Source organism: Homoserinimonas sp. OAct 916, from assembly GCF_003260275.1.
Taxonomy (GTDB): Bacteria; Actinomycetota; Actinomycetes; order Actinomycetales; family Microbacteriaceae; genus OACT-916.
The window spans coordinates 163,299-174,299 of record NZ_QJHB01000005.1; the positions used below are offsets into that span (position 1 = coordinate 163,299).

An 11,001-nucleotide genomic window follows, 5' to 3' on the forward strand; every position below is an offset into this window, starting at 1 on the left:
TCGTCATTCATCGCTGCCCAGGATCAGACGTCTGATTGCGGTTTCCGGAGCGATGGTGCCGGTTTCCAGGCAATGGCCATCGCGAAACCGGTCGAAGACGCGCGGGTCGATGTAGCTGTTCCTCGCGATCGCCGGGGTGTTCCCGAGAACCGCGGCAGTCTGATTGACAGCCTCGGTGATCGCCCCCTTCATTTCAGACGCGTCCTTCGCCGGGCCGTGCGTGGCCAGTTCGGTTGCAGCGATGATGCTTCCGTGCAACGTGCGAAAGTCTTTCGCGGTGAACTCACCCCTGGTGCGCAGGCGCACATACTCGTTGACGTCTCCTGCCCGCACCGCGCGCCAGTCACCCTCGTCCTTCCACGCCAGAAGTGTGGCGTGCGGGCCCCGGCGCTTCAGTGACCGAATGACCGCCGCAAGATCCTCATCGGTTGTCTGGGACGACCAGTCGACAGCGCTCTTGCCGACGAAGTTGAGAAAGACGGTGTTCTCAGAAACCCGCGCATCGGCGCCCTCCAGAGTCGTGAGACCGCGGCTGCCGTGCTGCTGGGCGTAGCGTTCACTTCCTACTCTGAGATAGGCGCTGTCCAACAGGCGAAATGCTGCGGCAAGCGCACGCTCCCGCGTCCCGGCTCGCGTGCGGAGATCTCGAGTGACGAGGCGCCTGGCCGCCGGCAGCCGCTCAGCCAGATCGAGCGCGCGCCCGTACTTCTGGCGCGCCCGTCGACGATTCCACTGTTCGTGGTAGATGTACTGCCGCCGACCGCCTGCGTCTGTTCCGATCGCCTGGATGTGCGCATTCGGATACGGAGCGATCCAGAGATTCTTCCATGCCGGCGGGATGACGAGTTGATCCACCCGTTCACGTGCCGTAACGCAATCCAGAGGGGCCCCGGTCTCGTCCAGCAGGCTGAAACCACTGCCACGACGACGCAGGGTCCACCCTGGGGCAGACGGATCCGCCATGCGCAGCCGCACGCTAATGCTTCGTCACTTCTTGGCGCGTGCCGCGGTCGACTTCGAAGGCTTCGTCTGCTTCACCGAACCCGGGGTGCGGTTCTCCGCACTCACCATCCACGAGTACTGCTCCAACTTCTCGATGACCGCGTGGAGGATGTCCGCAGTGGTGGGATCCTCCTCGTCGATCGCATCGTGCACGTCGCGCATCGTGGCGGTCGTCGCGTCGAGGCGATCGGTGATCAGGTCGATCGCATCCGTCGTCAAGACTTCTCCATGGGAAAACGGGCTGAGGGAAGTCTTCGCGCTCACCGTCTGGGACGTGCCGTCTGGTTCGGCCTGAAGAGCACGCATCCGCTCGGCGACGACGTCGGAGAACTCGCGCACGTCAGCCACGATCTCGTCCAGCTGGAGGTGCAGGTCTCGGAAGTTCGGGCCGACGATGTTCCAATGAGCCTGTTTGCACTGGAGGTGGAGTTCGATCAGGTCCACGAGTACGGCCTGGAGGTTGTTCGCAAGAGTCGTTGAGGCTTTCATGCTGTACCTTTCGTCGGTTGTTTTGTGTGCGGTCGTCTGCTCAGGGAGCGATGTCGGGGTCTATGTCGTCAGACTCCGAGAGCATTTCGTCGAAGGCCTCGTCAGACGTCGCCTGCCCTTCATCGCCGACCCGGGGAAGTTCGTCGAAAGATTCTTCCTCGAACACCTCCTCCGGGCTCTCGCCGAGCCGGGGAAGTTCGTCCAGATACTCGTCGTCGGTGCCCAAGTCGTCGGTGCCCAGGCCGTCGGTGCCCAGGTCGTCGGTGCCCAGGTCCTCGCCGCTCAGGTCCTCGGTGCCCAGGTCGTCCGTGCTCAGGTCCTCGGTGCCCAGATCCTCGGCGCTCAGGTCCTCGGTGCTCGGATCGCTCATGGTGGAACTCCTTTGCCGCAGGTGCGATTCTGTACGAATACGCCATCTGAAACTTCACCCTACGTCGGGCTCCCACCGTCCGGCTAGGGCTTGCTTCTCACCTCGGCCACTGGTAAGTTCTCCCACCCCGCGGCGTCGAGCACACGCGACGTCACTAATTTGCCACCCGCGCTGACGCGGCACCATGGGCAGGCCTACTCGCCGTCGTCACCACGGTACCGCTTGTATGGAAGCGCATTCCATCGCCGCGCATCCAGCGCATCCTTGTCGGCCGCAGCCGGTATCTCGGCCAGCAGCGTGCGAGCCGCTGAAAGCTCCCGCTCGGTCTCAGCCCGATCCTGGTAGAGAAACTCGTCGGAGGCCTCGGCGTGGGCCTGCTCCAGCTTCTCTTCGAGATCACGCACGATGCGTTCCTGCTGGGACCGCAACGTCTGCCTGGCCTCATCCACCCACGCGGGTTGCATATTCCGGTTGTGATCGCTCAGAGCAGCATGTTCGGCATATACCTCGGCATAGATCGCGGTTGCATTCACCCGGGCGTCCCGGTTCGCGACCTCCAGGTCACGCCGGGTGAGCTCGTGCTCCTCGAGTGCGACCGGCCGGCGGGCACCGCCCAAGCGTTCGTATTCGCGGTAGTGCGGGAAGATGCTCGAGATGGTCTTCGCGACCGGGGCAATACTCTGCCCGGCCTCGTCGACGCCCTTCGGCTGCACCCCCTGGATCGCGGTGAACGCCGATTCGGGCCGCACCACTTCTTTCGGCGGAAGCATGCCCTGGCGCAGCATCTCGCGAATGCCGGTTCCCGAGATCTGAATGCGGTACTTCTCACCGTGGGGACAGGTCCGGGTCGTCGCGTGTGTGGAGCAGCGACTGCAGTAGAACACCTCATGAAAGAGGCGCACCTCGATACCGAGCTCTTCGGGCGAGAACTCATCGAAAATGCTGTGGCTGGCGTACTTGTCGTAGAAGTCGCCTATTCCGGCGTGATCCCGCCCGATGAGCGCATGCGTGCAGCCGTAGTTCTTCATCACCAGCGCGTGCAGAACGGTTTCGCGCGGACCGGCGAAGATGTAGGTGACGCGCAGCGGCGACAGCACCGTGCGGTCTTTCGGGTAATACTGGTCGAGAACGTTACGGTACGCGAGCATTCGGTATTCGTGCCGCACGTATTCTCGCTTTGCCATCTCCACCAGCGGCTGGAGCAGAAGCCCGTCGATCTCTTCCAGAGCGTTCCGGTGAATGTATTCGTGTCCTCGGTGCAGTGGGTTCGCGCCGGTGATGAAACCGGCTACCGTGCCGAACTTCTTCTCGTCATAGAACATGCGCCAGGTGTCTTTGGGCTCGAGGCGCAACTTTTCGAACGGGCCCCAGTCCACCCGCTGCAACAACCGCACCGGTCCACCGAGGGAGACGTCACCCATCCGCCGGTTGATCGAATCGACACCCGGATGGCTGGGGTCGACAGTTCCGAAGAGGTGCTGCGCGCGGTGTTGCTTGTCGTAGTCGAAGATGTCTTGGATCGTCAGCACGGCGACCGGGTCACCGTTATGGTCTGTGAGTGCCACCTCGTCGCCGTTTTCGAGGCCGCGCACGATCTCGGCGTTCTTGGCACCGCTGGGCGCGAAGCTGAGCGGCACCGGCCAGATAATCCCGTTGGCCAGACGGCTGCTCTCCAACACCGAGGTGTAGTCGTCTCGGTTCATGAACCCCGTGATCGGGGAGAGCACGCCGGTGGCGATCATCTCGATCGTGATCGCCGCTTCGAGGTCGATTCGAATCGACGGAAGCTCACGCGCGTGCGCTATCTGCTCGTCACGCTGACCGTCGGCGACCACCTGGTCGACGAGCACTCCGCCGTGGGGCTGCTGCGGATATTTCCTGAAGTTCACGGTTCCAACGCACCTTTCAATACGATTACACATTCCACGCTGACTCCATAGTGGCCTGAACCATAACAGCGCCCACCCGGTGCGAACGAATCCGCGGCCGGGCAGTGTGGCCGCTGGTATTGTGGACTGGCTCGGGATCGCAGGGAAGCAGGCGCACACGCATGATGGCAGCCAGACCGAAGAAGTCACCTCGGTCGAACCCACGTGCCCGCCGGATCCTCACCTGGGTACTGCTTTCTCTCGTCACGATCCTCGTTGCCGCGGTGGTCGGACTCCTGGTGTGGGCCAACGTCGGAGTGATGCAGGCAGAGCCAGGACCATTGGCTGTGGTTCAGGCGAATCCGGCGATCTCGATCACCGACTATTCCGATTCGGTGGTCCTGGCACCGACAGGAGAGGCATCCGGCTCAGGGCTGATATTCATTCCCGGCGCCAAAGTGGACCCGAACGCGTACCTCTACAAGCTGTCGGGCGCCGTGGAAGAAACCGGTGTGACGGTCGTGGTCACCAAGCCCATCCTCAATCTCGCGTTCTTCGACCTACGCGCATTGACAACCTTCACCGATCATGTCCCGGGTATCAGCACCTGGTCTGTCGGCGGTCACTCCCTCGGCGGGGTGCGGGCCTGCCAATACGGCGAGCAGCCGGATGTGAGCGGTCTCGTGTTGTTCGGAAGCTACTGCGCGAACGACCTGTCCAACACAAAGATGCGGGTGCTCAGCCTGAGCGGGAGCGACGATGGTTTGAGCACACCGCAGAAGATCAGGGAATCGTCGCACCTGTTGCCACCCGGCACGATCTTCTTCCAGATCGACGGCGCCAACCATGCGAGCTTTGGCGACTACGGCGCCCAACCCGGGGATGGAACCGCATCGTTGAGCAGCCCGACGGTGCGCTCGATCATCACCGAGCATCTGACCGATTTCTTCGCGGCGGGGTAGATCACCCGACTACCAGCGCGGTCTGCCCGTCCACGGTGGGTGATGATCACTGCGTTCGGGTTCGTAGTGATCATCACCCACCCGGACGGGCGGCCCCAGTTATTCTCGCTCTCTCCGACTCGGGGATGCTGCGGCCCGCTCAGCCTCGACACCGCGAAGCCATTCCTGAACGGCTTGGGTCACCGCATCAGTGATGTGACCCGCAACCGCGCTGTGATGGCCGGCAGGCACCGCTGACCACTGCGAGACGGCTGTCGGCAACGGAACCACCTCGGCAGAACGTTCGCCTGTGTGGGCTGGCGTCAGGACACGCATACTGTGCTCCTCTGAACTGAACTCGGCGATCACCGCCACCGAGGTCCAGGGCAATGCGGTATGGCAATTCAAAACCATGATCACGTGGTTGTCAATACTCGGGCTCAGCGTCGGTGCGGTGTTCGCGTTCCCGCTTGTCATGGGATCGGCCGCAATCGGGGTGGTGGATCTCTATCGTCTGGTTCCGGGAGCGTTGGACGGCTACACCGCACCAACTGGCAGTGGCTTGCCTTTCGACGTCGTAGCGGGGAGAATTTAAGGCCTCAATCGTCAATAAAAACGAGGCCGCCGTGGCAGAATCTGGACGGGAAGAGAAACTGATCGAGGCGTTCGTAGCCCTCATCGACACTCTCGTCGACACGTACGATGTGATCGACCTGCTGCACACCCTCTTGGAGGAATGCACCGAACTCCTGCCAGTCGACGCCGGCGGCATTCTGCTGCTCGATGCAACCGGCGGGCTGCAATCCGTGTCATCCACCAGCGAGAAGATCGAACTGGTCGAGGTCCTGCAATTGGACGCCGGATCGGGCCCGTGTGTGGACGCGTTCAACACCGGCGAACCCGTCGTCGTGCAAAACATCGCCGAAACGGGTGCACGTTGGCCAGAGTTCCGACTGGCTGCCCTGAGCTCGGGATTCCATTCCGTTCATGCCGTTCCGATGAGGCTGCGCGGAGAAACCATCGGCGCGATGAACCTTTTCAACAGGCGACCCGGAAGGCTGACCGAGCGGGATGCCGCCCTTGCCCAGGCCTTGGCCGCCGCCGCGACGATCGGCATTCTGCAAGAACGAAACACTCGCGAATCGAGCGTCGTGACCGCGCAGCTGCAGCGGGCTCTCGACAGCAGAATCATCATCGAACAGGCCAAGGGAGTGCTGGCCGCCTCAGGAACAATCGGGGTCGACGAGGCCTTCTCCGCAATGCGCGCCCATGCCCGCAACACCAATGCCAGCATTCGCACCGTGGCCGCGCAGATCGTTGATCGAACCCTGGAGATTAACGCCTTCGCCCCCTCCCGTCTGCGGCCGACTACCGCGGGTGGACTGGGTGATGCCGACGACAGTCAAACCGGGGGCGGGTCATCCGAAAATCTGCAGGCCTGAGAAGGAATAGAGTGCAGGCACGGGGCAAAGCGTCTGATGGCGCGACTAATCTTCCCGGATCAGGCTCTTACGAAAGGTGACCCGTGGTCGACAACATCCTCTTCGACGTCAATGATCGTCTTGCCACGATCACCCTGAATCGGCCAGATCGCTATAACGCGTTCGATGTGCCGACCGCTCACCGCTGGCGTGACATCGCCCACGAGGTGACCGACAGAAGCGACATCCAAGCGGTACTTCTGGCAGGCAACGGGCCGGCATTCTCTGCCGGCGGCGATGTGCTGGCAATGGCGTCGGGGGCCATCGGCGCCGGTACTGCGGTCACTGAAGCCGCCGAGGTGTTGCACGACGGCATCCGCACCCTGGTGCTGTCGACGGTTCCGATTGTCGCGGCCGTGCATGGCGTCACAGCGGGTGGTGGCCTGGGAATCGTGCTCACCGCAGATTATGTCGTCGCAGCTGAGAACGCCACCTTCAGCAGCCGCTATGCAAACATGGGGCTCACCCCCGACATGTCGGTGACCAGCCTGCTTCCCCGCGCGGTCGGTGAACGCCGCGCGCTGCAACTTCTGTTGCAGGACCGTGCGCTCAGTGCAGCCGAGGCACTTGATTGGGGCTTGGTCGCTGAGGTCACACCCGAGGCGGATCTCAGAGATCGGGCTCGGGCAGTTGCCCGCTACTGGCTCGACAACGCCGCCGGGGCATTCGGGCAGGCGAAGCATCTGCTGCGCTCGGGAATGGATCGAGACTTGGCGACGAACCTCGACGAGGAGGCCCGCTCGATCGGTGCGGCCTTCGAGACAGACGAGGCGAAGGCTCGAATTGCGGCGTTCGCGGCGGCCTCAACCCGGCGAGCCGGTCACCTGTAGGCCGCATCCTCCTGTTTTGTGGGGTCGGTGGCAGGCGGCTACGCGAGGATCGGGATCGCGCCCGTAGCGGTGAAGGCGTCCCGAGGGCGTACGTCGGCCGTGGTTCCCCGCTCGGCGGAGAAGATCGGATGCGGCGCCGTAACCGGTGCCACGGGAATCATCTCGGCGGTTCCGATGATGGCCACGGTGCCGATCGCCGAGGGCAGACGACGACCGCGACGCACAATGACCACGGTTGCGAGCGCCAGCGGAAACGCGACCACACTGGGCGCCGCCACCCAGAAGGACTGGCTGGCGATACCGAACACGCCCCAGAGCAGATAACAGGCCATCAGAAGCCACTGCGTGGTCTCTGAGATGGCCGCCAACCGCACGGGGTCATTGCGGTGCTGCCAGGTGGAGCGGGCCTGCGGAATCCACATCAGAATGGAGAGAGCGGTTGCGCCCAAACCGAGCGCATTGATGAGAGCGTTGTCGATGACCATGCGGGTTGTTCTATCTTTCTCACGGTCCTTGGGAAGAATTCCCACTGGACGGTTCTTTACGAGGGCATCAACGATGTCACAGTCATCATAGTCACAAAATGGGCACGCCGTCGAGCACATTCCTTGACCAAGAACTCCCCGTCGGCAACGTCGAAGAACACTCGTGAAGACGAGACGTTTCATGCTGCGAATGAGGGTTACAACCAGGCAGGCGGTCTCGGTGCCGGGGTACCGGATTCTGTCGCGACTCCCGCCGCTCCCCTGCCAGTGGCCCACTGGGCCAGGGCCGCCGCCGAGCCTGTGAGGATGACCGCATCGCCTGCGTCTTCTGAGCCGACCGCCCACGGACCGGGACGGTCATCCGGCATGAGAACAAAATTCGGGATCTGCTCAGCGGCCTGACGCGCGCGCCACGCCGCGATAACATTTGCCGCCACATGGTCGATGCAATCGGCCGGGATGTCGGTGAAACTGGACCCGGTATTCAGATCCACTGCATGCAGCCACACCTCTCGGGTGCGCATCCACACCGTCGCCGATGCTGCGACGGGCTGCCCCATCCTCGTACGCACCTCCGCCCGCCAGGCCTTGTCAGTCAGGGCGTTCCACGCGGTGTCGAGTTTCGTTGCGGCCTGGTTGTTCAACTCGCGCAACGCGGCAGGGGTAAGGGCGACGCCCTGTTCGATCTCGGCGTCCCTGGCAGCGGGAGACTCGTACATCGGCTTCTCGACACCGGTTTCGGCCCACTCGACGAGGTTCAGCAACGCGAGGGCATTGTAGGCAACGTGAGCCGCAACATGGCGACGTGTCCAGCCCGGCAGCAGCGACGGCCCATCGAACCGATCGTCAGTGAGCTCGCGCAGTTTCCGCAGAAAGTACTCAGTGCCCTCCCGCACGACCTGCAGATCGGGCCGGGCTCCGGTCATGTCGTCACCGTGCCCGATTACGCTTGCGTTCATTCTGGTTGCCACCCTTCATCGCCACCGTCTGTTGCCAACCTGTGCAGCCAACCTACCCGCGCCCGGCGGGGTGCGACGGGGCGATCACGAAATGTTGCAGACTGCGCAGGCGAGTTCGTGGTCAAAGTAGGGGTGCGCCCGGATGACCACGCTGGCGGCCCCGCACCTCGCCGGTTCAGTCCTTCTGAGCGTGCAGCAATGTGTCAAGTGCAACATGGGCCGGGGCATCCGGCACTTCAGCATCGGCGCTTCCGTCTCGCTCCACCGTCTCACATTCGAGGATGACCAGTACCTCGCCCACCGCCTCGCGCAAAATCTCAGGCGTGTACAGCACCCCGGGGTCACGCGGGCCGGGCGCCCCGACGTCGACGTTGCGCACGTCATGGCCGAGCACGAGCAATCGACCACCGTCGGCCAGCCAGCCAGCGGCACGCTTCAGCACGGCTGCCATGGCCTCCCTCGGAAGGTGGAGGTAACCGATAGTGACCAGGTCGAACGTTCGGCCCGGCTCCCAGTCGGTGACATCCCCCTGAATCCAATGGACGTTCGCCCCACGTTCCGCGGCCCGCGTTCGGGCTGTGACCAACGCCTCGCCTGAGAAGTCCACCGCGGTGGTGTCCCAGCCGACACCCGCAAGCCACAGCGCGGTGCGTCCGTCTCCAGTGGCGAGATCCAGTGCCGACCCGGGTGGGACATCCGCGAGTACCTGCTGAAAACGCAGCGGCGCTTCGGCCACCCAGAGGCTGTCGCCTGATGCCGTGCGCGCATCCCGATAGCGGGCGTCCCACTGGTCGCTGTTCACGTTTATCCCTTTCGGTTCAGTTCTTCGATGGCCACGTTTTCGGCGGCTGGCTGAGCGCCCGGTGCCGCTCCCGCAGTAGCGTGCGCCGGAGTGCTCCACATCGCTACTCGGGAGGCTGCAGCGCCGCCCAGTAGACGCGCACTCCCCCGAGATACGTCGCTTCTGGCCGCACAGAGCGCATCTCAAGTGGATCGGCGGTGGTGATGTCGGATCCCAGAATCACAAGATCAGCCGCCTGGCCGATCTGGAGGGTGCCACGCCAGTGGTCCGTGAAGCCCTGATAGGCACTGCCGAGCGTCGAGGCGAGTAGCCCCTTCTCCACCTCGAACCGTTCTCCGGGAATCCACCCGCCTTCCGGCTCTCCCGCGTCCGTCTGTCGGGTGGCCGCAACCGAGATCGTGGCCACAAAGTTGTTCCGTGACACAGGCCAGTCGCTGGCGAACGAGATCCGGGTGCCGAGGGCGTCGAGGGAGGCAATCTGATACTGCCGATCGAAGCGCTCCTGGCCGATGCGTGGCAGGGTGAGGTTGCGCATCACTGCGTCTTCCTGCGCCCACAGCGCCTGGAAGTTCGCAATCACACCGAGTTGGGCGAAGCGCTCCAAATCCTCCGGATGCACCAGTTGCACATGGGTGATCACCGGGCGGCGGTCCCACGCCGGATTGGCTGCAGCAGCGGCGTCCACGGCGTCGAGGGCGTCCCTGACCGCCGCGTCACCGATGGCGTGCAGGTGCACCTGGAACCCACGGGCATCGCCGGCCACCACAGCCTCGATCAGTGATTCCCTTTCCCAATTGGCGAGTCCGTGGTCATGTGAGCCGCAATAGGGATCGAGCATCTCGGCAGTTCCGCCCTCGATGACCCCATCCACAAAGTACTTGACTGTCTTGGCCGTCAGGAGCTGCGGGTGCCCGAAAGCGTCGACCTGCGCGCGTGCCGCTTGGAACCCGGCCAGGTCATCCTGCCAGCTGTCGGGGTCCATCCGGAAAGCGAGATTGGTGCGCACGGTGAGCACACCCCGGCGCGCCGACTCCAAATAGATCTCATGCTCGCCGGGCTCAACCCACGCATCCTGCATCCAGGCCACGCCCTCGGAGTTCGCGATCCGGCAGGCGGCTTGGACGGCCGAAACCTGCTCGTCGATGGTTCGCTCAGGCGCGGCATCGGTGATGAGAGCGACGGCGTGCCACTCCCGCATGGTGCCGAGCGGAGTACCGTACGGCGCGACATCATCACGGCGTTCGATCCGCCCAAGCCTCGGATCCGGCGTTTCAGCGGTGACCTTCGCCCGACGCAACGCCTCCGAATTGCACCAGACGGTGTGGTGGTCGTTCGCGTGCAGCAACACGGGTCGATCGGGCACAACCTCATCGAGCCACGAAGCGTGGAAACGACCCTCTGGGGCGAGCGCCGCATCGTATGCGCCGCCCACAATCCACTCCTCTTCCGGGTGGTCGGCAGCATAGCGACCGACCTCAGCGATTACGGCAGCCAGGTCGTCAAGTTCAGCAATCTGCGGCCCGAACGACTCGAAGCCGGCCATCACCGGATGGCAATGCCCGTCGTTGAACGCGGGAATCACGAGTCGCCCGTCAAGATCGACGACATCAGTGGCTCTGTCCATGAGAGCTCGTGCATCGTCACCGTGGGCAACGATGATGCCGTCGGTGACGGCGAGTGCGCTGGTGCGGCTGCCGGGTGCCAACCAGACGGGACCACCGTGGAAAACGGTGGTCCCGCCGTGGCGCCCAGTCGTATCTGGTGCGGTCATCGG

12 protein-coding genes are annotated in these 11,001 nt (G+C 63.6%); 4 read left to right on the forward strand and 8 right to left on the reverse strand.

The window, feature by feature from the left end:
• Positions 1–3 precede the first annotated feature (3 nt).
• The 4 genes from DL891_RS07395 to DL891_RS07410 all read right to left on the reverse strand — a co-directional run bounded on the left by DL891_RS07395 (position 4) and on the right by DL891_RS07410 (position 3,750).
• The gene (locus DL891_RS07395) at positions 4–963 is read right to left on the reverse strand and encodes a DNA topoisomerase IB (RefSeq protein WP_232819051.1); all 960 of its coding nucleotides are present in this window, start codon (positions 961–963) and stop codon (positions 4–6) included.
• A 24-nt stretch (positions 964–987) separates the two neighbouring features.
• A complete protein-coding gene (locus tag DL891_RS07400) occupies positions 988–1,491 on the reverse strand; it encodes a Dps family protein (RefSeq protein WP_111719787.1) in 504 nt (167 codons plus the stop codon).
• Between the two features lie 40 nt (positions 1,492–1,531).
• Positions 1,532–1,861 (reverse strand): hypothetical protein, encoded by a 330-nt coding sequence (locus DL891_RS07405; protein ID WP_111719788.1) that lies wholly within the window; start codon positions 1,859–1,861, stop codon positions 1,532–1,534.
• A 194-nt stretch (positions 1,862–2,055) separates the two neighbouring features.
• The gene (locus DL891_RS07410) at positions 2,056–3,750 is read right to left on the reverse strand and encodes a sulfate adenylyltransferase (RefSeq protein ID WP_198668806.1); all 1,695 of its coding nucleotides are present in this window, start codon (positions 3,748–3,750) and stop codon (positions 2,056–2,058) included.
• Between the two features lie 164 nt (positions 3,751–3,914).
• On the opposite strand from DL891_RS07410, the gene DL891_RS07415 reads away from it, so the two are divergent.
• The 4 genes from DL891_RS07415 to DL891_RS07435 all read left to right on the forward strand — a co-directional run bounded on the left by DL891_RS07415 (position 3,915) and on the right by DL891_RS07435 (position 6,981).
• A complete protein-coding gene (locus DL891_RS07415) occupies positions 3,915–4,691 on the forward strand; it encodes an alpha/beta hydrolase (RefSeq protein WP_111719894.1) in 777 nt (258 codons plus the stop codon).
• 391 nt (positions 4,692–5,082) lie between these two features.
• Positions 5,083–5,265 carry a hypothetical protein gene (locus DL891_RS17075; RefSeq protein WP_157962433.1) on the forward strand — a complete coding sequence of 61 codons (183 nt, stop codon included), beginning with the start codon at positions 5,083–5,085 and terminating at the stop codon, positions 5,263–5,265.
• Positions 5,266–5,296: 31 nt separating this feature from the next.
• Positions 5,297–6,112 carry a GAF and ANTAR domain-containing protein gene (locus tag DL891_RS07430; RefSeq protein ID WP_111719792.1) on the forward strand — a complete coding sequence of 272 codons (816 nt, stop codon included), beginning with the start codon at positions 5,297–5,299 and terminating at the stop codon, positions 6,110–6,112.
• An 83-nt stretch (positions 6,113–6,195) separates the two neighbouring features.
• Complete coding sequence (locus DL891_RS07435; protein ID WP_111719793.1) at positions 6,196–6,981, forward strand: enoyl-CoA hydratase/isomerase family protein; 786 nt, start codon at positions 6,196–6,198, stop codon at positions 6,979–6,981.
• Between the two features lie 38 nt (positions 6,982–7,019).
• On the opposite strand, the gene DL891_RS07440 is transcribed toward DL891_RS07435, so the two are convergent.
• From DL891_RS07440 to DL891_RS07455, 4 genes are all read right to left on the reverse strand, one after another.
• Positions 7,020–7,466 (reverse strand): hypothetical protein, encoded by a 447-nt coding sequence (locus DL891_RS07440; RefSeq protein WP_111719794.1) that lies wholly within the window; start codon positions 7,464–7,466, stop codon positions 7,020–7,022.
• 197 nt (positions 7,467–7,663) lie between these two features.
• Positions 7,664–8,425: a maleylpyruvate isomerase family mycothiol-dependent enzyme gene (locus DL891_RS07445; protein ID WP_232819052.1), complete on the reverse strand. Its 762-nt coding sequence runs from the start codon at positions 8,423–8,425 to the stop codon at positions 7,664–7,666.
• Between the two features lie 175 nt (positions 8,426–8,600).
• Positions 8,601–9,227 (reverse strand): class I SAM-dependent methyltransferase, encoded by a 627-nt coding sequence (locus DL891_RS07450; RefSeq protein ID WP_157962434.1) that lies wholly within the window; start codon positions 9,225–9,227, stop codon positions 8,601–8,603.
• A gap of 103 nt (positions 9,228–9,330) precedes the next feature.
• Complete coding sequence (locus tag DL891_RS07455; RefSeq protein ID WP_111719796.1) at positions 9,331–10,998, reverse strand: amidohydrolase; 1,668 nt, start codon at positions 10,996–10,998, stop codon at positions 9,331–9,333.
• Positions 10,999–11,001 lie beyond the last annotated feature (3 nt).

Coding starts and splice junctions, on each gene's coding strand:
- DL891_RS07395 (WP_232819051.1), bottom strand. CDS start 963: ATGGCGGATCCGTCTGCCCCAGGGTGGACCCTGCGTCGTCGTGGCAGT.
- DL891_RS07445 (WP_232819052.1), bottom strand. CDS start 8,425: ATGAACGCAAGCGTAATCGGGCACGGTGACGACATGACCGGAGCCCGG.
- DL891_RS07415 (WP_111719894.1), top strand. CDS start 3,915: ATGGCAGCCAGACCGAAGAAGTCACCTCGGTCGAACCCACGTGCCCGC.
- DL891_RS07405 (WP_111719788.1), bottom strand. CDS start 1,861: ATGAGCGATCCGAGCACCGAGGACCTGAGCGCCGAGGATCTGGGCACC.
- DL891_RS07400 (WP_111719787.1), bottom strand. CDS start 1,491: ATGAAAGCCTCAACGACTCTTGCGAACAACCTCCAGGCCGTACTCGTG.
- DL891_RS07455 (WP_111719796.1), bottom strand. CDS start 10,998: ATGACCGCACCAGATACGACTGGGCGCCACGGCGGGACCACCGTTTTC.
- DL891_RS17075 (WP_157962433.1), top strand. CDS start 5,083: ATGATCACGTGGTTGTCAATACTCGGGCTCAGCGTCGGTGCGGTGTTC.
- DL891_RS07440 (WP_111719794.1), bottom strand. CDS start 7,466: ATGGTCATCGACAACGCTCTCATCAATGCGCTCGGTTTGGGCGCAACC.